Here is a 25468-nt window from a genome sequence, read left to right on the forward strand (position 1 = left end):
CCGGTTCAGCGCATACTGAACGCCGACAACCCCATGCCGCCGACCCGACGCGCCCCCGATGAACGCCCGTTCGTCAAGGAGTGGCCCTCCGCCCCGTGCTCGCCCGTTCCGTCAGCCGGGGCGGCAGCAGCGTCGACTCGGGCACCGGCCCCTCGCCCCCCAGCTTCCGCATCAGCAACTCCACCGCGCGGGTACCGACCTCGACGGACGGCAACGCGACGGAGGTGACCGGGACGCGGACGGACTCGGCGAGTTCGTCAGGGCAGATGGCGGTGACGGAGAGGTCGCCGGGGACGCGCAGGCCGAGTTGCTCGAAGGCGTCGATCAGCGGCTCCAGCAAGGGCTCGTTGTGGACGACCACGCCCGTCAACGCGGGCTGTTCGCGCAACAGTCGCTCGGCGACCGCGCGGGCGCCACCGGGGACCGCCTCGCACGGGTGGATCGAGGAGGCGAGCCCGTGCCGGTCGGCGGCGGCGGTGAAACCCTGGACCACGTGCTGGGCGAACGCGGTCTGCCGGACGTACACCTCCGGCGGCGACCCGACCAGCGAGACCACCCGGTGTCCGAGGTCCGCCAGATGCTCCACGCACGCCTCACCGGCCGCCTTGAAGTCGAGGTCGATGCAGGTCAGGCCCGCACCGGAGGCGGGGAACCCGATCACCACCGACGGCCGTTCCAGGGCCCGCAGCAGCGGCAGCCGAGGGTCGTGCAGCTGTACGTCCATCAGGATCAGCGCGTCCACGAGCGCCGTGTCGGCGACCCGGCGCAGGCCCTCCTCGCCCTCCTCCTGGGTGAGGAGGAGCACATCATGGTCGTAGCGCCGGGCCGTGGTGACGACCGACACCGCGAACTCCATCATCACCGGCACATGGAGACCGGCCCGCAACGGCACCACCAGCGCCAGCACGTTCGACTTGCTGCTCGCCAGCGCCCGGGCACCCGCGTGCGGCCGGTAGCCCAGCTCGCGGATGGCGGCCTCCACCCGCTGCCGGGTCTCCTCGGAGATGGGGCGCTTGCCGCTGAGCGCGTAGGACACGGTGCTCGGGGACACCCCCGCGCGCCGCGCCACGTCCGTGATCTTCACCATCAGGCGCACTCCACCGTGAGGAACCCGGTACCGGCCCGCGCCCGCACCTCACGCTCACCGACGGCCAGCCCCCACGGCGCCGCCGGGTCACCGCACGACGCCCGCAGCAGATCCCCTTCGCGTACGACGGTGAAGGTCACGTCCCCGACCCGTACCGTCACCTGGTCGCCCCGCTCCAGGCCGTAGGCCCGCAGCGTGACCCCGTCGGCGTGGTCGTAGTCGGGCCGGTCGGCCACCGCGCCCACCGGGATCACCGCCCCGGGTCGCACCAGGAGCGGCACGCTCAGGAAGTCGTGCCGCTCGCGCACCCAGCGCGGCCCGCTCACCGTCTCCCCGGTCACGAAGTGGGTCCAGGTGCCGTCGGGGACGTAGTACGAGACATCGCCCTCGTCGCCGAACACCGGCGCGACCAGCAGATCCGACCCGAGCATGTACTGCCGTTCCAGGTGCGCGCACCCGGGGTCGTCCGGGAACTCCAGCACCATCGCCCGCATCACCGGCACGCCCTCGGTGTGGGCGGCGCGCGCGGCCTCGTACAGATAGGGCATGAGCCGCAGCTTCAGCCGGGTGAAGTGCCGCAGCACGTCGACCGACTCCTCGTCGAACAGCCACGGCACGCGGTAGGAGGAGCTGCCGTGCAGCCGGCTGTGGGAGGACAGCAGGCCGAATGCCAGCCAGCGCTTGAAGAGCGCCGGTGTCGGGGTGCCCTCGAAGCCGCCGATGTCGTGGCTCCAGAAGCCGAAGCCGGAGAGCCCGAGGGACAGCCCGCCCCGCAGCGACTCGGCCATCGACTCGTAGGTCGCCTCGCAGTCGCCGCCCCAGTGGACGGGGAACTTCTGGCTCCCCGCCGTCGCCGAGCGGGCGAAGACGACCGCCTCCTCCTCACCCCGGTGCTTGCGCAGCACGTCGAAGACCGTGCGGTTGTAGAGGTACGTGTAGTAGTTGTGCATCCGCTCCGGGTCGGAGCCGTCGGACCAGACCACGTCGAGGGGGACCCGCTCGCCGAAATCCGTCTTGAAGCAGTCGACACCCTGTGCGAGCAGACCCTCCAGCTTGGACGCGTACCAGTCGCGGGCCGCCGGACTGGTGAAGTCCACGAACGCCATGCCCGGCTGCCAGTGGTCCCACTGCCACACGCTCCCGTCCGGCCGCTTCAGGAGATGCCCGAGCGCCTTGCCCTCCGCGAAGAGGGGCGAGCGCTGGGCAATGTACGGGTTGATCCACACGGAGACCCTGAGCCCGCGCTCCTTGAACCGCGCGAGCATGCCTTCCGGGTCCGGGAACACCCGCGGGTCCCACCGGAAGTCGCACCAGTTGTGCTCCCGCATCCAGAAGCAGTCGAAGTGGAAGACGGACAGGGGCAGTTCGCGCTCCCGCATGCCCTCGATGAAAGAGGTCACCGTCTCCTCGTCGTACGACGTCGTGAAGGACGTCGACAGCCACAGACCGAACGACCATGCGGGCGGAAGGGCCGGACGCCCGGTCAGGGCCGTGTACTTGCGGAGGATGTCCTTCGGGGTCGGGCCGTGGATGACGTAGTACGTCAACTCCTGGGTCTCCGCGCTGAACTGCACCCGGGACACCGCCTCCGAGCCGACCTCGAAGGAGACCTTGCCCGGATGGTCGACGAAGACGCCGTAGCCGGCGTCGGTCAGGTACAACGGCACGTTCTTGTAGGCCTGTTCGGTGGTCGTGCCACCGTCGGCGTTCCAGATGTCGACGACCTGACCGTTCTTCACCAGCGGGCCGAAGCGCTCGCCGAGGCCGTAGACGGACGTGCCGACGCCCAGGCCCAGCTGCTCCCGCAGGTAGTGGGCGCCTGTCGCGTCCCGCATGATGCCCATGCTCTTGGTGCCGCTGCTGGTCAGGACCCGGCCGTGGGCCAGGAAGTCGACGTGCCAGGGGCCGGAGCGGGCGAACCGGACGGAGAGGGTGCCGGAGGTCAGGGTCGCGTGATCGTCGTCGTACTCGGTGTGCGCGGTGAACTCCTGTCTGGCCAGGTCGAATTCGGGGGCGTCCGGCCGTTCGCCCCGGAAGTGGGTGAACGTGACGCCGATGACGTCCGGCATGGGGGAGTGCGCGCTGATCGTCATGACCGGTCCCGTCATCAGGTCGCCGCGGCTGCGGATGGGGCGGGACGGCGCGTGGATCTCCAGCGCGCCGTCCGCCGCCGTGACGTCGAGGACCTCGGCGGGGTGGTCCGCGACGACGCCCTCGCGCAGCAGCCAGTAGCCGTCGGTGAACTTCATGTGGGGGGTTCCTTATCTCACGGCACCCACGGCGATCCCGCGGGTGAGAGTTCGCTGGAAGACGAGGAAGAAGACAAGGGCGGGCAGGACGCCCAGCAGGGCGGCCGCGTTGGTCATCGTGGCGTCCATCAGACGCTGGCCCTGGAGGACACCGAGGGCCACCGACACCGTCTGGTTGTCGTTGGAGATCAGCATGACCAGGGGGAGCAGGAACTCGTTCCAGGTCCAGATGAAGAAGAAGACCAGCAGCACGCCGAGAGTGGGACGGCTGACGGGGACCACGATCCGCCACAGCACCTGCCACTTGTTCGCCCCGTCGATCCGGGCGGCCTCGATGATCTCGCGGGGGAACTGGCCGAGCACGGAGGAGAGGAGATACGTGCCGAAGGCCGCCTGGATCACCGTGAAGACGATGATCACGCTCAGCCTGGTGTCGTAGAGGCCTGCCTCCTTGCTCAGGTAGTAGATCGGGTAGACCAGCGCCTCCTGCGGCAGCATGTTCGCGAGCACGAAGAAGGCGAGCACCCAGGTACGGCCCTTGATCCGGCCGATGCCGATCGCGTACGCGTTGAGGACCGACAAGGCGACCGCCAGCACCGCCACCGCGCCGCTGATCAGCGCCGAGTTGACCAGCTTCCGGCCGAAGCCGACGCGTTCCCAGAAGTCCTTGATGCCGTCCAGGTAGATGCCCTCGGGCAGGCTGAGCGGGCCGTTCTGGGCGTACTCGGTGGGGGACTTGACCGCGTTGACGGCGACGATCGCGAACGGGATCACCATGAAGAGCGCCGCGATGCAGAGAGCTACCAGGACCGGGTAGCGGCGGAGTGCGGTCGTCATACGCGGGTCCCTTCCTCGGCGTCCTCCGCGCGGGTCTGGAACTTCAGGCCGATCAGGGAGAGCAGCAGGATGATCACGGTGAGCACGGTGGAGATCGCGGCGCCGTAGCCGACCTGGGTCTTCTCGAAGAACGTGGTGAAGGAGAAGTAGGAGGGGACGTTCGTCTCCCCGCCCGGGCCGCCCTTCGTGAGGACGTACACCGCGCCGAACACCTTGAGCGCGGCGATCGTGCACCAGGTCAGCACGACGTAGATCTCCGGGCGGATCTGCGGCAGCGTGATGTGCCGGAAGCGGCGCCACCAGCCGGCGCCGTCCAGCTCGGCCGCCTCGTACAGCTGCGGGTCTACGCGTTGCAGGCCCGCCATGAAGACCACCAGCGGGAAGCCGAGCTGGACCCAGACCATCACGCCCATGACGCTGTAGAGCGCGAGGTCCGGGTCGCCGAGCCAGTCCTGCTGCCACGATCCGAGGCCCACCGCCTTGAGCAGCTCGTTGAGCGAGCCGTTGTCCGGCGCCAGGATCCAGCTCCAGACGATGCCGGCCACCGCGATCGGCAGCACCTGGGGGAGGTAGAAGCAGGCGCGCAGGACGGTCGTGATCTTGCCGCCGAAGTGCTTGCCTACGAAGTCGAACAGGGCGGCGGCGAGGACTAGTCCGAGCGCTGTCGGTACGGCGGCCATCGCGACGACCATGAACAGGCTGTGCCGGAACGACGCCCAGAACTCGGAATCGTTCAGTAGCTCGCGGTAGTTGGCGAGACCGGACCAGCCGGGGGAGCCCACGCCCTGCCAGTCGGTGAAACTCACGCCCGTGTTCATCAGGAACGGGACGACGATCACGACCAGGAAGGCGAGGATTCCGGGGAGCAGGAACAGGGCGTACGAGTCGTGGGGGCGGCGGCGCGGGGGGCTGGGGTGGTTTTGTTTGGCGGTCACCAATTCGACGGTGACCGTCATCGCTTCGGGGCGTCCTTGTCGTACGCCTCCTGCAACGCGTCCAGGTAGCCCGTTGGTTTCTCGCTGCCGGTCAGCAGCTTCTGGGTCTCGGAGACGAGGACGTCGTAGAAGCCGGCGATCGGCCAGTCCGGGTAGAAGGCCAGGCCGTCGCGGCGGGAGAGGGTGTTGAAGTGGTCGATGAGGGTCTTGGACTTGGGGTCGGTGATGGCCCTCGCGTCCGCCGCGACCGGGACGCCGCCCTTGTTGCCGAGCAGGTTCTGGATCTTCTTCGACAGGGTGATGTCGATGAAGTCGTACGCGAGGTCCTTGTTCTTGGCGCCCTTGGGGACGACCCACAGGTTGCCGCCGGAGCCGAGGGTGAGGTTCGAGTCGGGCCACAGGAAGGTGCCCCAGTCGAATGTCGCCTCGTCCTGGAAGCGGCCGTACCACCAGCTGCCGGAGAACAGGATCGGCGACTTGCCCTGGAGGAAGGAGACCCCGGCGTCCTCCGCCTTCGCGCTGGTGCTCTTGTCGCTCAGGTAGCCCTTCTTCACCCAGTCGGCGAAGGTGTCCGCCGCGTAGGTCCAGGCAGTGTCGTGGAAGTCGGGCCTGCCCTTGTACAGCTCGTAGGCGTCTACCCAGGCGCGGTCGGCCTTCGACAGGGCGAGCTGGTAGAGGTACTGGTGGGCGGGGTATTCGGCGCCGGCGTTGGCGAGCGGGGTGATGTCCTTGGCCACGAACTTGTCCATCGCGGCGGTCAGTTCGTTGAACGTCTGTGGTTCGGGGATTTTGTACTTGGCGAAGAGGTCCTTGTTGTAGAAGACCATCGTGTACTCGGCGTAGTTGGGCACGCCGTACCACTTGCCGGAGCCCATGACGCCCTCGGTGTCATAGACGCTGGTGGTGCGGACGCCTGTGCTGATTTGCTTGGTCCAGCCGCGTTTCGTCGCCTCGGCGGTCAGGTCGGTCAGCAGTCCCTGCTTGGAGAGCAGGCCCGCCGTCGCGTTGCCCTTGTTGTATTCCATGAGGTCGGGCGCGTCGGAGGAGTTGAGGACCATCTGCGCGGTCTTCTGGATCTGCTCGAAGCCCTTCGCCTCGAACTGCACCTTCACGTCCGGGTGCGTGGCCTCGAACTCCTTGACGGCCGCGTTCCAGGCCTGTCCCATCGCGCTGTTCGGAGCCTCGTAGTGCCACAGCTTCAGCGTCCTGCCGTCGGCGGAGCCGCTGTCCGAGCCGCCGCAGGAGGTCAGGAGCAGGGCTCCGCCGAGCATTGCCGCCATGATCGCCGTCATACGCCTTCGTGCCGTCGACATCCTGTGCCTCCAAGGGAGTCGGATGGGTATCGGGGCGTCACGCAGCGTCCATCGAATCGATTCGATGCGTGACGTCGAAGCGCTTCGACGGGCGAACGTATGTGGCGGCCGGGGAGGCGTCAATGGGGTGCGTCGGGATTGGGGGGAGGGAGTGGGGGAAGCGGTTCGATGGGTCGGACGTGTCGTGGGTCGGGGGTGTCCGTGGCGCCTGCGGTTTGGGGTGGGGCGGGGACGGGTCGGGGGTGTCCGTCCTCGGAACGTCGCGGAATCGGTTTCTTGTTGACTGGGCGGTGTTGACGCGACAACCGCTGCGGGCGGACACCCCCGACCCGTCCCCTTCTCGCCGTACGCGGGCTCGCTCGTCGTCGTGGTGGGCGAGCCCGCTTGGTCATCCCTGTTGGTGTTGTGCGGGGGCTTGTCTGTCGTCGTGGTGGGCTAGCGCGATCATCAGTGCTACCGCCGCGGCTGTGACGGGCACGCCGTAGCCCGTGGCGGGCTCGGTGTGTTCGGCGAGCCAGCCGCCTAGGGCGCTGCCGGCGGCGATGCCGCCTAGCAGGCCGGTCACCGCTAGGGTCATGCCCTCGTTCAGGCGGCCCTCCGGGGTGCGCTGCTGGACCAGGGTCATGCCGGTGACCATCGTCGGGGCGGTGGCCATCCCGGCGACCAGCAGCGCGCCCGCCAGGAGCCACAGGGAGCCGGACAGTGATGCCGCGAGCAACGGCAGGGTCAGCAGCGCGGTCATCGCGGCGATGCACCACACGTACCGCTCCCGCGCGGGACCGGTTGGCCTCACCGCCCCGTACAACAGGCCTGCGGCGAATGAACCGGCCGCCTGGAGCGCGAGTACCGCGCCGGCTGCCGAGCGGTGGCCCCGCGTGTCCGCGAAGGCGATCGTGACGACCTCCATCGACCCGAACACCACGCCCATGGCGAGACAGACGGCGAGCAGCGGGCGGATGCCGGGGGCTCGGAAGAGGGAGGTGGCCTTCGTCCGGGCCCGGGGGGTGACCGGCGGCTCCGTGGAGCGCCGCGCGGTGAACAGGAGCATGCCCGTCACCAGCAGGACGACGCCCACCAGGGTGCCCGCCTCCGGGAAGAACGTGCCGCACAGGAAGGCCGCGAGCACCGGGCCCAGCATGAAGCACAGCTCGTCCACGGCCTGTTCGAAGGAGTTCGCGGTGTGCAGGGCCTTGGGGTCGCCCTTCAGCAGGTACGCCCAGCGGGCCCGGGACATGCCGCCGAGGTTGGGGGTCGTCGCGGTGGCGGCGTAGCAGGCGAACAGTGTCCAGGCGGGCGCCCCGTGCCGTACGCACAGGAGCAGCGCGAGGGAGCCCAGCGCCGCGAGCAGGGTCGCGGGTACGGCGATCCGGGCCTGCCCGTACCGGTCTACGAGCCGCGCTGTCCACGGGGCGACCACCGCGGTCGCCCCGAGGCCGGTCGCGGTGACGGCGCCGGCCAGGGCGTACGAACCCCGGGTACCGGCGATCATGACGACCGCGCTCACCGTGAACATGCCCATGGGTAGCCGGGCCACCAGGTTGCCGGCGGTGAAGGCACGGGCGCCGGGGATGGTGAAGAGGCCGCGGTAGGGGCCGGGCGGGCGGCTCCGGGTGCGGGGTCGGGTACGGGGTCGGGTACGGGGTCGGGTACGGGGGGTGAGGTCGACCGCGACCAGGCTGTCGGCGGTGACGGTGTACAGGGGTGGCTTCCTCGGAGGCGGTCGGGGCTGGTCTCGCGGGGGCAGTGGGGGCATGGGCCAACCGTGGCCCGTACCGGATCAAGGGGTCCAACACCTGCTCCGCCCGCATTGACGCACTTCTGTTGTAAGTTCGCCGGATGCCCGCAACCGGCCACCACATCGACCCCCGTCTGCTGCGCGCCTTCCTCGCCGTCGCCGAGGAACTGCACTTCACCCGCGCCGCCACCCGCCTCTACGTCGCCCAGCAGGCGCTCAGCCGGGACGTACGACGGCTGGAGCGGGAGCTGGGCGCCGAGCTGTTCGTGCGGACCACCCGGCAGGTGACGCTGACCGCCGACGGCGAGCGACTGGTGCCGTACGCGCGCCGTGCCCTCCAGGCGCAGGACGAACTGCTCGCCGCCTTCGGGCAGGCCCGGCCCCTGCTGGTGGACCTGAACTCACCGGGCCTGGTCACCGGCCGCCAGGTGCTGTACCGGGCCCGGGAACTCGCCCCCGAGCACGAGCTGATGGCCCGGTACGAGAGCGGGCTGACCTACGCCGCGGGCGAGCTGCTCGCGGGCCGGCTGGACGCGTCCTTCGGGCGGTTCGCGGGCCTTGATCCGGTGCTGCGGGCGGGCCTGGAGCATCAGCCCGTGCGTTTCGAGCCGATGGCGGTCGTCCTGCCCGAGGAGCATCCGCTGGCGGAGCTGGAGGCGGTGCCGGTCGACGCCCTCGCCGGTGAGGCCGTGTACGCGGGCGCCGGAAATCCGCGCACGCCGGAGTGGACCGAACTGGCCCGAGCGCTGTTCGAGGGGAGGGGCGTGGAAGTCGCGCCCCCCGCTCCGCTCGCCGTCGGGGACGAGGAGTTCCAGCGGATCATGGCGAAGACCCGAACTCCGGTACTCGCCGTGGTGGATTTTCCGGCCATGCCCGCGACGGTGACGCGACCCCTGATCGACCCCGTTCCGTGGTCACTCGTGTCACTGGTGTGGCGTAAGGGGCTGGTGCATCCGGGTTTTGCCGCGCTGCGCCGGGCCGTGGTCGAACTGTCGGTCGAGAAGGGCTGGCTTGATCGAACGGTCGAGGGATGGATTCCAGCCATTGATTTGGCCCTGTTGAGCGCTCACTATTGACACGCGGCCAACACGGAACCTCCTCGTGCGCTACATTCTGGGTCTGAGCACAATGTGATAAAGGGGGCGCTCGAATCGGGTGGGGGCTCGGTTCGACCGGCTGGTGCTCGGGGTCGAACGCGCACCCGGAACTGTCCCGTGGGGGGATGTGCGTGCAAGTGAAGAAGTGGCAAGAAGAAGCTCAACCGGAATGGCCTGAGGCCGCCTCGACCCTGGACCCTTCGGTTCCAGGGGGTCACACCCAGGCGTTTCCGGCGACCAGCGGGAACGAGATCCTCGTGAGTGGCGAAAACGGAATCCCGAGCCAGGGCGTCCGGTCCGCCTCGTTGACCGGCAGGACGAAGAGGCTCGGCCGACGTACCCGGGGCGTCCCGGACGCGGGCCGGATCGACGGCGCCGATGTCCTCGGGTCGCCCGGCGCGTCCCCGGGCCGTCCCGGGTGCGCGGGGCGGACCGCCCCCGTGCGGGATCCGTGGGAGGAGTCCGACGGGTCGGGTTCCGGCCATGATGTGCCGGGCGGAAATGGGCGCGATGACAGTGATCCCTCCCATGACCCGCATGAGGTGACGGTCCAACTCGACGGCATAGGGCAGCAGTTGGAGGACATGCTCGTACGGCAGGTCAAGGGCGCCGACGGGTCGGGCGATGGTCAGGACGCCTCCGACGGTCCCGTCTTCGTGGACGAGTCGGGTCGCCGCAGCCGCCTGTACCGCCGGATCGGCATCGCCGTCGGGCTGGCGTGTGCGGTCTACGCCGTCGTCATCGTCATCACCCTGCTGTCCGGCAACTCCAACGCGCCCTGGCTGCCCGTGCCGGGCCAGGACGCGGGAAAGCCCGCCGGCGAGGTCGAGAGCACGACGCCGCCCACCGACTCGGCGCCGCGCGGCGGCACCGTCGGCAGCTCACCCGGCTCCACCACCCCGACGGCCGGCCAGGGCACCGCGACCGCTGAGACACCCGGCGCCACCGCGTCCGGTGCCACCGCTGGCCCCGCCAAGCCGGGCAGCTCGGCGTCCCCGAAGACGAGCCCGACCGGCACCGCGACGGCGCCGGGCGCCGGCCCGACCGTGCCCACCCCGACGCCGACAACGACACCGTCGGCCACGGGCCCTGCCACCCCGACGCCATCCGACCCGGGAACCACGCCCACGCCCACGCCCACGCCGACCGTGACCACGGGCACCGGCGAGAGCCCGGCACCCGGCCCCGGCCCGGTGGCCAACGGCCCGAGCGACCCGTCGCCCATCGCCACGGAGCCGGCCACCGCCGACCCCGCGCCGCCGGCTCCGACCTCGTCCACGGTCCCCGTCGCCTGATGACCCCAACACTCCCGACGCCCTCCACCGAACGGCGCCCCAGCTGTCGCGGTGTGCGCCGGTCGGAGGGGCGGGGTTCCAGGTGGCCGTCCGCCGACCCGGTGCTCCCCGTGACAGCACCCCGATTCCGGTGTTCATCGTCTGGTGGCACCCCCGTACCCGGTGTCCATCGTCCGATGGCATCCCTGTCCCCGGAGCACAACCTCTGATGGCATCCCGCACCCGCCGTCGCGGGGCCACGACCGGAGCCCCTGGCGGCTCCCGGCGTCGCCGCCTGCCCATGCGTCTGCTGCTGCCGCTGCTCGTCCTCGTCGCGCTGATGGCGATGCTGATGCTGCGCGGCTACGTCCACAGCGAGATCCTCGCCGACCACCGTGTCCGGGCCGAGGCCTCCATCGACAAGGTGCCCGAGAAGATAATCGACGGGGGCCCGGTCATCGACACCCGTGGCGGCCGCACCACCACCCTGAAGGTGCCCGACCACCGCATGGTCCTCACCTTCGACGACGGCCCCGACCCGACCTGGACCCCCAAGGTCCTGGACATGCTCAAGAAGCACCACGCGCACGCCGTCTTCTTCGTCACCGGCACCATGGCCTCGCGCTATCCGGACCTGGTCAAACGCATGGTCGACGAGGGCCACGAGGTCGGCCTGCACACCTTCAACCACCCCGACCTCTCCTACCAGTCGCAGAAGCGCATCGACTGGGAGCTGTCCCAGACCCAGCTCGCCATCACCGGCGCCGCCGGCATCCGCACCTCGCTCTTCCGGCCGCCGTACTCCTCCTTCGCCGACGCCATGGACAACAGGTCCTGGCCCGTCACCGAGTACATCGGCACCCGCGGCTACATCACCGTCGTCAACAACACCGACAGCGAGGACTGGCGCAAGCCGGGCGTCGCGCAGATCATCCGCAACGCCACGCCCAAGGGCGGCAAGGGCGCCGTCGTCCTGATGCACGACTCCGGCGGTGACCGCCACCAGACCGTGCGGGCACTCGACCGCTTCCTGCCCGACATGCAGACCAAGGGCTACGAGTTCGACAACCTCACCGAGGCCCTTGACGCGCCCAGCGCGCACACCCCGGTCACCGGCATCGACCTGTGGAAGGGCAAGGCCTGGATCTTCCTCGTGCAGGCCTCGGACAACATCACTGCCGTCATGGTGGTCTGCCTCGCCGTCATCGGCTTCCTGGTCATGTCGCGCTTCGGCCTGATGTTCGTGCTCTCCGGCGTCCACGTCCGCCGGGTCCGCCGCCGCGGCTTCCGCTGGGGAGCGCCGGTCACCGAACCGGTGTCGGTGCTGGTCCCGGCGTACAACGAGGCCAAGTGCATCGAGAGCACCGTGCGGTCACTGATGCAGAGCGACCATCCGATCGAGGTCGTCGTCATCGACGACGGGTCGAGCGACGGCACCGCCCGGATCGTGGAGGACCTCGCCCTGCCGAACGTCCGCGTGGTCCGCCAGCTCAACGCGGGCAAGCCCGCCGCCCTCAACCGGGGCGTGGCGAACGCCCGGTACGACCTCGTCGTGATGATGGACGGCGACACCGTCTTCGAACCGTCCACGGTCCGCGAACTCGTGCAGCCCTTCGGGGACCGCCGGGTCGGCGCGGTCGCCGGCAACGCGAAGGTCGGCAACAAGGACACCCTCATCGGCGCCTGGCAGCACATCGAGTACGTGATGGGCTTCAACCTGGACCGCCGGATGTACGACGTCCTGCAGTGCATGCCCACCATCCCGGGCGCCGTCGGAGCCTTCCGGCGTACGGCCCTGGAACGGGTCGGCAGCATGAGCGACGACACGCTCGCCGAGGACACCGACATCACCATGGCCATCCACCGCGACGGCTGGCGCGTCGTCTACGCCGAGAACGCCCGCGCCTGGACCGAGGCCCCGGAGTCCGTCCAGCAGCTGTGGTCCCAGCGCTACCGCTGGTCGTACGGCACCATGCAGGCGATCTGGAAACACCGCGGCGCCTTCTTCGACCGGGGCCCGTCGGGCCGCTTCGGCCGGGTCGGACTGCCGCTGGTGTCCCTCTTCATGGTTCTGGCGCCGCTGCTGGCCCCGCTGATCGACGTGTTCCTCATTTACGGCCTGGTCTTCGGCCCCACCGGAAAGACGATCGTGGCCTGGTTCGGCGTCCTCGCCATCCAGGCCGCCTGCGCCATGTACTCCTTCGTCCTGGACCGCGAGCGGCTGACCCCGCTCATCTCACTGCCCCTGCAACAGATCCTCTACCGCCAGCTGATGTACGTCGTCCTGCTCCAGTCCTGGATCACCGCCCTCACCGGCGGCCGGCTGCGCTGGCAGAAGCTTCGGCGCATGGGCGGGGTGTCGGCACCGCCGGAACCGTCCGCGCAGGGCAGGAAGGTCACGGAAAGGAGGCCGGTGGGATGAGTACGGCACCCACGCAGCCCGCCACGCAGGAACAGCCCGGGGTGCCCGAGCAGCGGTCGGCCCCCGCTTCCGGCCGCGACCGCTACTTCGACCTGCTGCGGGCCATCGCCCTCGGCCGGGTCGTCTTCTACCACCTGTTCGGCTGGGCCTGGCTCCCGGTGGTGTTCCCGTCCATGGGCGTGATGTTCGCTCTGGCCGGCAACCTCATGGCCCGCTCCCTCGGCAAACGCCCCGCGGTGCAGGTCGTCCGCGGCCGTATGCGCCGGCTGCTGCCGCCGCTGTGGCTGCTGGGCACCATCGGGGTGTCGGGCATGCTGCTCGGAGGCTGGGGGCCGGACTCCGAGGGCCATCCGGGCTGGTGGTGGATCCACCTCTCCTTCTGGATCCTGCCGCTGAGCGACCCGCCGTACGGCGAGGGCGTACCCGGCATCCACGGGCTGATCGGCGACGAATGGGCCGAACAGCTGGCCGTACCGCTCTGGTACATCCGCGCCTACCTGTGGTTCGTCCTGCTGTCGCCGTTCCTGCTGAAGGCCCTGCGCGCGCTTCCCTGGCCGACGATCCTGTCGCCGATCGCCGTGTCCGCGGCCCTGGAGTTCGGCTGGCTCACCGTGCCCAGCTGGCGGCTCGACTCCAACCTCGTCGACTTCGGCGCGTTCGGCTCCTGCTGGCTCCTCGGCATGGCCCACCAGGAAGGCATCCTGCAACGCCTGCCCCGCTACGTCGTGCCCTCGCTCGCGCCCGTGGTCGCCTGCCTCGGCCTCTGGTACATGCTCACGCACGGCTTCAAACCGGACCACGACCTCGACGACATCCCCTTCGCCCAGTCCCTGTGGTCATTCGCCACCGTGCTGCTGCTCCTGCACTTCAGCCCCTCCTGGTCGGAGTGGCCGCGCCCGCTGCGCCGCTGGGACCGGCTGGTCACCCTGTTCAACTCCCGGGCGGTGACCATCTACCTGTGGCACAACGTCTGCATCGTGGTCGCCGAGTCACTGTGGGACCACTTGTGGAACATCCCGCTGCTGGAGGAGAACGTCCCCTGGCTGCTGGAGAGCTCCTGGCCCCTGCTGGTCGTCGTCTGGGCCCTCACCGCCTGCTGCATCCTCGCCTTCGGCTGGATGGAGGACGTGGCGGCCAAGCGGAGGCCGAGGCTGTGGCCGGACGGCTCACAGGAGAAGCGTGCGCGCTCCAGGTCCGGGCCCAGGCCGAGGCCGAGGTCCAAGCCCAGGTCCGGGTCCGGGTCCGGGGCGCACCGGGTGTGAGGGCGGCCGCGCGTCCCGCTGGCCCGCCGACCGGCGCGGAGCCGCCGGGCTGGTCGTGCCGGGGCCGGGGGCAACGGTGAGCGATTGCCTGCACGATCACTACGAGACAACCGGTGTGGACCGGGGTGTGTGAAGCAACCCCGATGGCCGGTTCGCCGGCACGGCCGTGGTCGCTCACCCAGGAGCCGAGTCACATTGGTTCCGAAACCTCTCATCCCGACTTCGAGCCGGGTGAGAGCAACGTTCCCTTCCGGTCACCGGATGCCACAGCCCGGAAACGCGCCCTCCCTACCGTCGGGACTCAGCCACTCCCTGACCACCTGAGCCCCGGAGCACCGTGGAGGCGTCATGACAGCCCCGAGCACAGCCCCCGCACCCCCGAGCAGGGGCGGCCGCTGGATCCAGCAGTGGGATCCGGAGGACGAGACCTTCTGGAAGGAGACCGGAGAGAAGGTCGCCAAGCGCAATCTCCTCTTCTCCGTCCTTTCCGAGCACATCGGGTTCTCGATCTGGACCATGTGGTCCGTGCTGGTGCTCTTCATGGGCCCGGAGTACGGGCTCACCCCGGCGGACAAGTTCCTGCTGACGTCGATGGTGACGCTGGTCGGCGCCGTCGTCCGGGTGCCCTACACCTTCGCGGTCGCGATCTTCGGCGGGCGGAACTGGACGATCGTCTCGGCGGCCCTCCTGCTGGTCCCGACCGTCGCCGCGTTCACGGTGATGGAGCCGGGCACCTCCTTCAACACCTTCCTGCTGGTCGGCCTGCTGGCCGGTATCGGCGGTGGCAACTTCGCCTCCTCGATGACCAACATCAACGCCTTCTTCCCGCTCCGCAAGAAGGGCTGGGCCCTCGGCCTGAACGCGGGCGGCGGCAACATCGGCGTGCCGGTCATCCAGCTGGTCGCGCTCGCGATCATCGGCGCCAGCGGCGGCCCGCGGGTGCTGCTGGGGATCTACATCCCGCTGATCGTCGTCGCCGCGGTCCTCGCCGCGCTGTTCATGGACAACCTCGCGTCCGTGAAGAACGACACCGGCGCCGCCAAGGACGCGGCGAAGGACGCGCACACCTGGATCATGTCCTTCCTCTACGTCGGGACGTTCGGGTCGTTCATCGGATACAGCTTCGCCTTCGGCCAGGTCCTGCAGAACCAGTTCGGCCGCACCCCGCTGGAGGCGGCGTACGTCACCTTCATCGGCCCGCTGCTCGGCTCGCTGATCCGTCCCGTGGGCGGTTCGCTGGCCGACAAGTACGGCGGCTCGAAGATCACGCTGTACAACTACATCGGGATGGGCGTGGCGACCGCGGTTCTCATCGCCGCCAGCATGCAGAAGTCGCTGACCCTGTTCACCTGCGCCTTCGTGGTGCTGTTCGTCCTCAGCGGCCTCGGCAACGGCTCGACGTACAAGATGATCCCCGGCATCTTCCAGACGAAGGCCCTGGCCAAGGGGCTGGAGGGCGAAGAGGCCGCCGCGTACGGGCGTCGCCTCTCCGGTGCCTCCATGGGCCTGATCGGCGCGGTCGGCGCGCTCGGCGGAGTGGGCATCAACCTCGCCTTCCGGCAGTCCTTCCTCTCCTACGGCTCCGGCACCGGCGCCTTCGTCGCCTTCCTCGCCTTCTACGGCGCCTGTTTCGTGGTCACCTGGGCCGTATACCTTCGCCGTCCGGTCCGCCAGACCACGACGACGGCTGCCACCGACACGAAGCCGCAGCTCAACTACGCGGAGGTGTGACGTAACACTGCTGACATCAAGCCGAACCGAGCCTGTCACGCACCGTTGACAGGCTCGTTCGGCATGCGGGTGCCAGCACCTCATACCTGGGTGCGACCACCTCACGCAGGTGCCGACTCGAGTGTGGGACGAGAGTTATGTACGACGAACAGCAGCTACCGGACCATGGCCCCCTCGCGGGCTTCACCGTCGGGGTGACCGCCGCGCGCCGGGCCGACGAGCTGGGCACACTGCTCCAGCGGCGTGGCGCGGCCGTCATGCATGCCCCCGCCCTGCGCATCGTGCAGCTCGCCGACGACAGCGAGCTGCTCGCGGCGACCAAGCAGGTCATCGACCAGGCGCCGGACGTCGTGGTCGCCACCACCGCGATCGGCTTCCGTGGCTGGGTCGAGGCCGCCGACGGCTGGGGCCTCGGCGAGGATCTGCTGGCCCGGCTGCGGGGGGTGGAGCTGCTGGCGCGCGGCCCCAAGGTCAAGGGCGCGGTACGTGCCGCCGGCCTGACCGAGGAGTGGTCGCCGTCGTCCGAGTCCATGGCCGAGGTGCTCGACCGGCTGCTGGAGGAGGGCGTGGAAGGCCGTCGTGTCGCCGTACAGCTGCATGGTGAGCCGCTGCCCGGGTTCGTGGAGTCGCTGCGGGCCGGGGGAGCGGAGGTGCTCGGGGTGCCCGTCTACCGGTGGATGCCGCCGGAGGACATCGGGCCGGTGGACCGGCTGCTGGAAGCCACCGTCTCCCGCGGCCTGGACGCGCTCACCTTCACCAGCGCGCCGGCCGCCGCCTCTCTGCTGTCCCGGGCCGAGGACCGCGGTCTGCTGCCCGAGCTGCTGGCCGCGCTCAACCACGACGTGCTGTCGGCCTGTGTCGGCCCGGTCACCGCGCTGCCGCTCCAGGCCCGGGGCGTCGACACGATCTCGCCGGAGCGGTTCCGGCTCGGTCCGCTCGTCCAGTTGCTGTGCAAGGAACTACCGGGGCGGGCACGGACGCTGCCGATCGCCGGGCACCGGGTGGAGATCCGCGGACACGCGGTGCTGGTGGACGGGGACCTGAAGCCGGTGCCGCCGGCCGGGATGTCCCTGTTGCGGGCCCTGGCCCGACGGCCGGGATGGGTGGTGGCCCGCTCGGAACTGCTGCGGGCGTTGCCCGGTTCGGGCCGCGACGAGCACGCCGTGGAGACGGCGATGGCTCGCCTGCGGACGTCTCTGGGGGCGCCGAAGCTGATCCAGACGGTGGTGAAGCGGGGGTATCGGCTGGCGTTGGATCCGGCTGCCGATGCGAAGTATTCGGACGGGTGAGTAGGCACTCGGCGTCTGTGTGAGCGTCTTCTGGGGGCTGCCGCCCCCAGGCCCCCGCTGTCGGCCTGGCGGCCTCGTCCTCAAGCGCCGGACGGGCTGGAGTGGGCTGGCCGGTGTTCTGTGGTGGTGCTCGGCGTCTGCGTGAGCGTCTTCTGGGGGCTGCCGCCCCCGAGCCCCCGCTGTCGGCCTGGACGGCCTCGTCCTCAAGCGCCGGACGGGCTGGAGTGGGCTGGGCCGGTGTTCTGTGGTGGTGCTCGGCGTCTGTGTGAGCGTCTTCTGGGGGCTGCCGCCCCCAGGCCCCCGCTGTCGGCCTGGACGGCCTCGTCCTCAAGCGCCGGACGGGCTGGAGTGAGCTGGGCCGGTGTTCTGTGGTGTCGCCTTCGGTGCGGACCTGGCCCAGGCGCGGGTCCGCTGCGGTCTTGCTTCCCTCTTACCGCGGCTTCGAGGGGTTCCGGCGACAGGATCGGGCAGGCACTGTTAGAGGGCACGGTTCCCCCAGCCTCTTCGCTGGCATCTCACCCACCCCTCCCCACCCGGGGTGGCCTCTAGGCGGTGACAGGCACATGGCACTGGGTACGGCCACGGACGCGTACGAGCTGCGGTTCGATGCCGGGCGGATCTGTCTGGATCTCCTCGCGACCACCCATCCCGTCGAACGCCTCGGCTCCGTCGCGGTGCTGCGCGCCTGGATCGCCGGGTCGGGACTCGTCCCACCGGGCACCGAGCTGGCGCACGCCGACACCTCCTGGCTCGTCGGATTCCGTGAACTGCGGGCCCGTATCGGACAGTTGGTGCCGGGCGGGCTGGCTCCCGAGGGGCGGCCCTACGGCCTCGCGCTCACCCACGTCAACGAGATCGCCCGTGCCGCGCCCCCGGCTCCCCGTGCCGTGCCCGGTGCGGACGGCACGCTCGTACGGGAACTGGACGGGCCGCCCGCGTGCACGGCGCTGCTCGGGGCCGTCGCCCGGGACGTCGTGGAACTGCTCACCGATCCGCTCGCGCGGGCGGGGCTCAGACAGTGCGAAGGGGACAACTGCCCCATCGTCTACGTCGACACATCACGGGGGCGCAGGAGGCGTTGGTGCTCCAGTGAGGTCTGCGGGAACCGGGAAAGAGTGGCCAGACACCGTCGCCGGGCGGCGCTCCCTCGCGCCTGAGCGGCGTTATGTCCTTTCTGTGGAGGGACTGTCGAAGTGATTTCGATTACACATCGTTTACTCGCCGGGGCTCACGGGCAGGTGGCTTGATCTCGCCGTTGTGGCGAAAATGTAAAGATCACGCGGTGGGAATGTGCGCCCATGTCCGGCCTCGTCACGACACCCACAAGAAAACTGTCGCGTCACTTTGAACACCCAACTCCGCGTGCCCGTACCTGTTGGCGAGCGACCGACCGGGGGAACCCCGGGACATCGGAGGTGGGCGTGCGCAAGGATTCCGTCGTGGCCAATGAACGTGGATCGAGGGCCCGACATCGCATGTCCCAGCCCTCGGAACCTGATGAGGAGCTGATGCGTGCCCTGTACAGGGAGCATGCCGGACCCCTCCTGGCGTATGTCCTTCGTCTGGTTGCCGGCGACCGGCAGAGAGCCGAGGACGTCGTGCAGGAGACACTCATCCGTGCCTGGAAGAACGCCGGCCAGCTCAATCGAGCGACCGGATCGGTACGCCCCTGGCTGGTGACGGTCGCCCGGCGCATCGTCATCGACGGCCACCGCAGCCGGCAAGCCCGGCCGCAGGAGGTCGATCCGTCGCCGCTGGAGGTCATCCCCGCGGAGGACGAGATCGACAAGGCGCTGTGGCTGATGACGTTGTCCGATGCGCTCGACGACCTGACCCCGGCCCACCGGGAGGTGCTCGTCGAGACGTATTTCAAGGGGCGTACGGTCAACGAGGCGGCCGAGACCCTGGGCATACCCAGCGGCACTGTTCGCTCAAGGGTCTTCTATGCCCTGCGGTCGATGAAGCTGGCACTGGAGGAGCGGGGGGTGACGGCGTGATGAGTGTGTACGGGGGATCACAGGGATTCGGTACGGGTGGTACGGGTATGTCTGGCCCCATGATGGGATCTCCGGGCCCGAACGAACACGAAACCGTCGGTGCCTACGCTCTCGGCCTTCTCGACGACGTCGAAGCAACCGCTTTCGAAGCCCATCTCGCCACCTGCGAATGGTGCGCCCAGCAGCTCGACGAACTCGCCGGCATGGAGCCGATGCTGGCCGCGCTCGCGGACCTGCCCGGGTCCTCCGGCAGCCCCGGCATCGGTGAGTCGTTGTCCGCGAAGCCCAGCCCACGGCTGGTGAACAACCTTGTCGACGAGGTCTCCGAGCGCCGCGCGCAGAAGCGCCGCAAGAGCTTCTACATGGTGGCGGCCGCGGCCGCGCTGATCATCGGCGGCCCGCTCGTCGCGGTGGCCGCGAACGGCGGCGACTCGAGCGGCGGCACCCAGGCGACCCCCTTGGCGAGCTCGGCCCAGACCACGTTCGAGGCCATGGACGACAAGGTCACGGCGACGGACCCCTCGACGGACGTCAGTGCGACCATCGGCACGCAGAAGAAGGACTGGGGCTCCGAGGTCGTCCTCGAGCTCAAGAACGTCAAGGGCCCGATCAAGTGCTCCCTGATCGCCGTCGGCAAGAACGGCGAGCGCGAGACGATCTCCTCCTGGTCCGTCCCCGACTGGGGCTACGGCCTCGCGGACGCCAAGACCGAAAAGGCCAAGAACCCGCTCTACATCGGCGGCGGAGCGGCTTTCACCCCGAACGAGACCGACCACTACGAGGTCATGACCTTCGACGGCAAGAAGCTCGTCCAGGTCGACGCGTAAATCGCTGAGAGCGGATACATAGCTTCCCCGGGCCCCCTTCGCGTACGGTTGACGGCTGCCCAGCACGTCAGAAGGGGGCCCGGTGGCCGCTCAGGCTCAGCAGGAAACCGCCGTTCGCGTCGCCGCACAGGACACGGTCCAGGAATCCGCACAGGACTCCGTGCGGAAGCGCGAGATCAGCGTCGAACAGGAACACCTGGACCGGGTGTACCAGCGCCTTGAGGAGAAGATCCACGAGGCCGAGTTCCTCATGAACGACGCGGCGAAGCGTGGCCAGGTCGGCACCCCAGGCGCGCTCGCGGAGCGGGACGCACAGGTCTTCCGGGCCGGCATCCACCTCAACCGCCTCAACAACGAGTTCGAGGACTTCCTCTTCGGCCGGATCGACCTGCTCCGCGGCAAGGACGGCAAGAAGGGGCCCGACGGCGCCTACACGGCCGTGGAGGCCGCCGACGGCGCGGTACGGGACGACAACACCGCCGACATCGCCGAGACCCTGCACATCGGCCGCATCGGCGTCCTCGACCAGGACTACGCCCCGCTGGTCATCGACTGGCGGGCGCCCGCCGCCGCCCCCTTCTACCGCTCCACCCCGGTCGACCCGGGCCGGGTGGTGCGCCGCCGGGTGATCCGCTCCAAGGGCCGCAAGGTGCTCGGCGTCGAGGACGACCTGATGCGCCCCGAGCTGAAGGCCCACCTCGACGGACACGAACTGGCCGTCATCGGCGACGGCGCTCTGATGGCCGCCCTCGGCCAGGCCCGTACCCACTCCATGCGGGACATCGTCGCCTCCATCCAGGCCGAGCAGGACCTGGTGATCCGCGCCCCCGCCGCCTCCGTGACGTATGTCGAGGGCGGCCCGGGCACCGGCAAGACGGCGGTCGCCCTGCACCGGGCCGCCTATCTGCTCTACCAGGACCGGCGCCGGTACGCGGGCGGCATCCTGATCGTCTCCCCGACCCCGCTGCTCGTGGCGTACACCGAGGGCGTCCTCCCGTCCCTCGGCGAGGAGGGCCAGGTCGCCATCCGGGCGATCGGCTCCCTCGTCGACGGCGCCGAGGCCGCCCTGTACGACTCCCCGGCCACCGCCCGGGCCAAGGGCTCGTACCGCATGCTGAAGGTGCTGCGGAAGGCCGCCCGGGGCGTGCTGGAAGGCGAGTCCGGCGGCGCGGGACCCGGCACCGGCCGAGGCAGGGGCGCCACCGCGCGCCCGGGCGCCTCCAACGGGGCCCGCTCCGACCGGCTCGCGTCCGAACAGCTCGCCTTCGGCGACGAGAGCGACGAGAGCGACGAGAGCGACCAGCGGGACCAGAGGGGCCAGCGGGACCAGAGGGATGTGGGTCCGCCCACCCGGCTCCGGGTGGTCGCCTTCGGGCGGCGGCTGGAGCTGGAGGCCGCGGAGCTGAACCGCATCCGACAGACCGCCCTCAGCGGCACCGCGCCCGTCAACCTGCTGCGCCCGCGCGCCCGCAAGCTGCTCCTGGACGCCCTGTGGACGCGGTCAGGCTCGGCCGGCCGGCACACCGACCCGGAGCTGGCCGCCGAGCTGCGCTCCTCCTTCGACGAGGACGTCAGCTCCGAGGACAGCTTCCTGGAGTTCCTCGGGGCCTGGTGGCCCGAGCTGACCCCGCAGGCCGTCCTGGACGCCATGGCCGACGAGCGCCGGCTCGGCCGCTGGGCCCGCCGGATCCTCAACCCCGGCGAGGTCCGCAAGGTCGCCCGGTCCCTGCGCCGGGACGGACTCTCCGTGCACGACATCGCCATGCTGGACGAGCTCCAGGCGATCCTCGGCACCCCGGCCCGCCCGCGCCGCAAGCGCGAGGCGGACCCGCTCGACCAGCTCACCGGCCTCGAGGAGCTGATGCCGGTGCGCGAGGAGACCCAGCGCGAACGGGCCGAGCGGCTCGCCCAGGAGCGCACCGAGTACGCCCACGTCATCGTCGACGAGGCCCAGGACGTCACCCCGATGCAGTGGCGGATGCTCGGCCGCCGGGGCCGGCACGCCACCTGGACGGTCGTCGGCGACCCGGCCCAGTCCTCGTGGTCCGACCCCGAAGAGGCCGCCCAGGCCCGCGACGAGGCCCTGGGCACCCGCCCGCGCCGCCGCTTCGAGCTGACCGTGAACTACCGCAACCCGGCGGAGATCGCCGAACTGGCCGCGAAGGTGCTGGCGCTGGCCATGCCGGGCTCGCCGTCCCCGTCGGCCGTCCGCTCCACCGGCGTCCAGCCGCGCTTCGCCGTCGTACGGGACTCCCTCGCACAGACGGTCCGGGCCGAGGCCGCCCGGCTCCTCGACCTCGTCGACGGCACCGTCGGCGTCGTCGTGGCCATGAACCGCCGCGAGGAGGCCCGACGCTGGCTCGCCGGACTGGGCGACCGGGTCGTGGCCCTCGGCAGCCTGGAGGCCAAGGGCCTGGAGTACGACGCGACGGTGGTCGTCTCCCCGGCGGAGATCGCGGACGAGTCACCGGCCGGCCTGCGCGTCCTGTACGTGGCCCTCACCAGGGCGACCCAGCAGCTCACGGTGGTGTCGGCGGAGCGGGACACACCGGACGGGGACGGGGTGCCGGACCTGCTCCGGGACTGATTCCAGCGAACTCCCCGGACGGGAATGGCGTTCGGGCATCCGTTTGTTAGCCTGAGTGTGGCACCGGCCCGATCCAAGCCCCCGGGCCCAACCTTCGTCGCTACGAGCGACCACTTGCCGCGAGGCGAGCATGGCGGGTCGGTGTCATTGAACGGATGAGAGGCCCACGTCACCAAGTGACGTGGGCCTCTTTTTCATGCTTGTTCGCTCTCGAGGCCGCGGCTCCTCTGCGACCTGGCGAACAAAAAGTTCGCAATCCCACCCGGCTAACGCCTACCCGGCGGTAGGTGCGACCATCGGACAGATCCAGCGTCAGGTGAAAGCAGAGGAAGTCGGCCATGGCAACGGCGCCCAGCGTCTCCTACTCGATTACGGCCCGGCTTGAGGTGCCCGCGGGCGGAACCGCGGTCTCTCAGATCACCACGGCCGTGGAGTCCCACGGAGGCTCGGTGACCGGCCTCGACGTGACCGCTTCCGGCCACGAGAAGCTGCGGATCGACGTCACCATCGCGGCCAGCTCCACCGCGCACGCCGACGAGATCGTCGAGCAGCTGCGCGGCATCGAGGGTGTCACCCTCGGCAAGGTCTCGGACCGTACGTTCCTCATGCACCTCGGCGGCAAGATCGAGATGCAGTCCAAGCATCCGATCCGCAACCGTGACGACCTGTCCATGATCTACACGCCGGGCGTCGCCCGCGTGTGCATGGCCATCGCCGAGAACCCCGAGGACGCCCGCCGCCTGACCATCAAGCGGAACTCCGTTGCGGTAGTGACGGACGGCTCGGCCGTGCTGGGCCTCGGCAACATCGGCCCGAAGGCCGCCCTCCCGGTCATGGAGGGCAAGGCGGCGCTCTTCAAGCGGTTCGCCGGCATCGACGCCTGGCCGCTGTGCCTGGACACCCAGGACACCGACGCCATCGTCGAGATCGTCAAGGCGATCGCCCCGGGCTTCGCCGGCATCAACCTGGAGGACATCTCCGCCCCGCGCTGCTTCGAGATCGAGGCGCGGCTGCGGGAGGCCCTCGACATCCCCGTCTTCCACGACGACCAGCACGGCACCGCGATCGTCGTCCTCGCCTCGCTCACGAACGCGCTGCGTGTGACGGGCAAGGCGATCGAGAACATCCGGGTCGTCATGTCCGGGGCCGGTGCGGCCGGTACGGCCATCCTCAAGCTGCTGATCGCGGCGGGCCTCAAGAACGCCGTCGTCGCCGACATCCAGGGCGTCGTGCACGCCGGCCGCGAGGACCTGGTCGACGCCGCCACGGACTCGCCGCTGCGCTGGATCGCCGACAACACCAACCCCGAGAACCTCACCGGCACGCTGAAGGAGGCCGTGCGCGGCGCGGACGTCTTCATCGGCGTCTCCGCCCCGAACGTCCTCGACGGCAACGACGTGGCTGCCATGGCCGACGGGGCGATCGTATTCGCGCTCGCGAACCCGGACCCCGAGGTCGACCCGGCGATCGCCCGCGAGACGGCGGCGGTCGTGGCCACCGGCCGCTCCGACTTCCCGAACCAGATCAACAACGTGCTGGTCTTCCCGGGCGTCTTCCGCGGTCTGCTGGACGCGCAGTCCCGCACGGTCAACACCGAGATGATGATCGCCGCCGCGAAGGCGCTGGCGGACGTCGTGACCGAGGACGAGCTGAACCCGAACTACATCATCCCGAGCGTGTTCAACGACAAGGTCGCGGGCGCGGTCGCCGGGGCGGTACGGGACGCCGCGAAGGCCGCGGGCGTGACGGCTCCCACGGCGCCGTAGGCGCCCGTGGGGGTGTACTCGTTGTGAGTATCGCCACGGCAAGGCCTGACATCGGCGCGTCGTGGAACCCGGGGTCTGTGGCCGACGTTTATCGTGTCGGCCAGGCTCAGGCCCTCCTCGTGTGACTCCCAAGGGTGTTCTCACGACTCCTACGGGCGCCGGATTGGCTTTCGCGCCGCAGGTAGGGGCAGGATGCGTCCCTGGGCGCGAGGGTCTTACGACGGACCCTGCTCCGGGGACTCACCGAGGAACCTGGCAGCATCGGCTTTCGCTGTGCCCAACATGCGGCTCCGCCGCGTGGCACGCCTCAACGGCAAGAAGAACACGGGAGTAACAACATGAACCGCAGTGAGCTGGTGGCCGCGCTGGCCGACCGCGCCGAGGTGACTCGTAAGGACGCCGACGCCGTTCTGGCCGCGTTCGCCGAGACCGTCGGCGAGATCGTCGCCAAGGGCGACGAGAAGGTCACCATCCCCGGCTTCCTGACCTTCGAGCGCACCCACCGTGCCGCTCGCACCGCGCGCAACCCGCAGACCGGTGACCCGATCCAGATCCCGGCCGGCTACAGCGTCAAGGTCTCGGCGGGCTCGAAGCTCAAGGAAGCCGCCAAGGGCAAGTAAGCCTTCAGGTACGCGACGACACTGCGTACGAGGCTCGGTAGCGCCAATGGGGCGGCCCCCCTCATCGGGGGCCGCCCCATCGTCGTACTCACTCGCCGTGCGCGTTATCCGAGCGCCGCCGTGCGCGCTATCCGAGAGCCTTGCCCGGCAGCTCGACCTTCGCGCCCAGCTCCACGAGCTTCTCCATGCTGTGCCTGCCCGGGGGACGACCCCCGGACCCCCGGCCGGGACGGTGTTGCTCAGAGCCGGGGTCGCCTGGACGAGGTCAGCCCAGTGCCTTGCCCGGCAGCTCGACCTTCGCGCCCAGCTCTACGAGCTTCTCCATGCTGTGCCTGCCCGGGGGGCGACCCCCGGACCCCCGGCCGGGACGGTGTTGCTCAGAGCCGGGGTCGCCTGGACGAGGTCAGCCCAGTGCCTTGCCCGGCAGCTCGACCTTCGCG

At 70.0% G+C, this 25468-nt stretch carries 18 protein-coding genes; 12 read left to right on the plus strand and 6 right to left on the minus strand.

From position 1 onward, the window contains the following. Positions 1-73 precede the first annotated feature (73 nt). From AB0H86_RS28390 to AB0H86_RS28415, 6 genes are all read right to left on the minus strand, one after another. Entirely contained in the window at positions 74-1087 is a 1014-nt protein-coding gene (locus AB0H86_RS28390) for a LacI family DNA-binding transcriptional regulator (protein WP_362444623.1), read from the minus strand. After that, positions 1087-3336, minus strand: a complete 2250-nt coding sequence (gene yicI, locus AB0H86_RS28395; RefSeq protein WP_362444626.1) for an alpha-xylosidase — start codon at positions 3334-3336, stop codon at positions 1087-1089. The genes AB0H86_RS28390 and yicI overlap by 1 nt, the downstream gene beginning before the upstream one ends. Before the next feature lie 12 nt (positions 3337-3348). Next, positions 3349-4173: a carbohydrate ABC transporter permease gene (locus AB0H86_RS28400; RefSeq protein WP_362444629.1), complete on the minus strand. Its 825-nt coding sequence runs from the start codon at positions 4171-4173 to the stop codon at positions 3349-3351. Then, positions 4170-5129, minus strand: a complete 960-nt coding sequence (locus AB0H86_RS28405; RefSeq protein WP_362444632.1) for a sugar ABC transporter permease — start codon at positions 5127-5129, stop codon at positions 4170-4172. The genes AB0H86_RS28400 and AB0H86_RS28405 overlap by 4 nt, the downstream gene beginning before the upstream one ends. Beyond that, the gene (locus AB0H86_RS28410) at positions 5126-6421 is read right to left on the minus strand and encodes an extracellular solute-binding protein (RefSeq protein ID WP_362444635.1); all 1296 of its coding nucleotides are present in this window, start codon (positions 6419-6421) and stop codon (positions 5126-5128) included. Before AB0H86_RS28410 ends, AB0H86_RS28405 begins: the two co-directional genes overlap by 4 nt. Before the next feature lie 388 nt (positions 6422-6809). Then, a complete protein-coding gene (locus AB0H86_RS28415; protein ID WP_362444638.1) occupies positions 6810-8174 on the minus strand; it encodes an MFS transporter in 1365 nt (454 codons plus the stop codon). An 83-nt stretch (positions 8175-8257) separates the two neighbouring features. Between AB0H86_RS28415 and AB0H86_RS28420 the strand changes: the two genes are divergently transcribed. From AB0H86_RS28420 to AB0H86_RS28475, 12 genes are all read left to right on the plus strand, one after another. After that, positions 8258-9232: a LysR family transcriptional regulator gene (locus AB0H86_RS28420; RefSeq protein ID WP_362444641.1), complete on the plus strand. Its 975-nt coding sequence runs from the start codon at positions 8258-8260 to the stop codon at positions 9230-9232. A gap of 278 nt (positions 9233-9510) precedes the next feature. Further along, entirely contained in the window at positions 9511-10548 is a 1038-nt protein-coding gene (locus AB0H86_RS28425; RefSeq protein WP_362444644.1) for a hypothetical protein, read from the plus strand. 208 nt (positions 10549-10756) lie between these two features. After that, positions 10757-12949: a glycosyltransferase gene (locus tag AB0H86_RS28430; RefSeq protein WP_362444647.1), complete on the plus strand. Its 2193-nt coding sequence runs from the start codon at positions 10757-10759 to the stop codon at positions 12947-12949. Further along, entirely contained in the window at positions 12946-14211 is a 1266-nt protein-coding gene (locus AB0H86_RS28435) for an acyltransferase (RefSeq protein WP_362444649.1), read from the plus strand. The genes AB0H86_RS28430 and AB0H86_RS28435 overlap by 4 nt, the downstream gene beginning before the upstream one ends. 348 nt (positions 14212-14559) lie before the next feature. Then, positions 14560-15942, plus strand: a complete 1383-nt coding sequence (locus tag AB0H86_RS28440; protein ID WP_362444652.1) for a nitrate/nitrite transporter — start codon at positions 14560-14562, stop codon at positions 15940-15942. A 137-nt stretch (positions 15943-16079) separates the two neighbouring features. Next, positions 16080-17231, plus strand: coding sequence for a uroporphyrinogen-III synthase (locus tag AB0H86_RS28445; protein ID WP_362444655.1), 1152 nt, complete (start codon positions 16080-16082; stop codon positions 17229-17231). Between the two features lie 563 nt (positions 17232-17794). After that, entirely contained in the window at positions 17795-18388 is a 594-nt protein-coding gene (locus AB0H86_RS28450) for a CGNR zinc finger domain-containing protein (protein WP_362444657.1), read from the plus strand. A 318-nt stretch (positions 18389-18706) separates the two neighbouring features. Beyond that, on the plus strand, positions 18707-19228 hold the full coding sequence (locus AB0H86_RS28455; RefSeq protein WP_010039908.1) for a sigma-70 family RNA polymerase sigma factor: 522 nt from the start codon (positions 18707-18709) through the stop codon (positions 19226-19228). After that, positions 19228-20055, plus strand: a complete 828-nt coding sequence (locus AB0H86_RS28460; protein WP_362444660.1) for a zf-HC2 domain-containing protein — start codon at positions 19228-19230, stop codon at positions 20053-20055. The genes AB0H86_RS28455 and AB0H86_RS28460 overlap by 1 nt, the downstream gene beginning before the upstream one ends. An 82-nt stretch (positions 20056-20137) precedes the next feature. After that, positions 20138-22642 (plus strand): UvrD-helicase domain-containing protein, encoded by a 2505-nt coding sequence (locus tag AB0H86_RS28465; RefSeq protein WP_362444663.1) that lies wholly within the window; start codon positions 20138-20140, stop codon positions 22640-22642. Positions 22643-22980: 338 nt separating this feature from the next. After that, the gene (locus AB0H86_RS28470) at positions 22981-24408 is read left to right on the plus strand and encodes an NAD-dependent malic enzyme (protein ID WP_362444666.1); all 1428 of its coding nucleotides are present in this window, start codon (positions 22981-22983) and stop codon (positions 24406-24408) included. A gap of 338 nt (positions 24409-24746) precedes the next feature. Then, a complete protein-coding gene (locus tag AB0H86_RS28475) occupies positions 24747-25028 on the plus strand; it encodes an HU family DNA-binding protein (RefSeq protein WP_007382399.1) in 282 nt (93 codons plus the stop codon). The last annotated feature ends 440 nt before the right edge of the window (positions 25029-25468 follow it).

Source organism: Streptomyces sp. NPDC050997 (assembly GCF_040660135.1).
Lineage (GTDB): Bacteria > Actinomycetota > Actinomycetes > Streptomycetales > Streptomycetaceae > Streptomyces.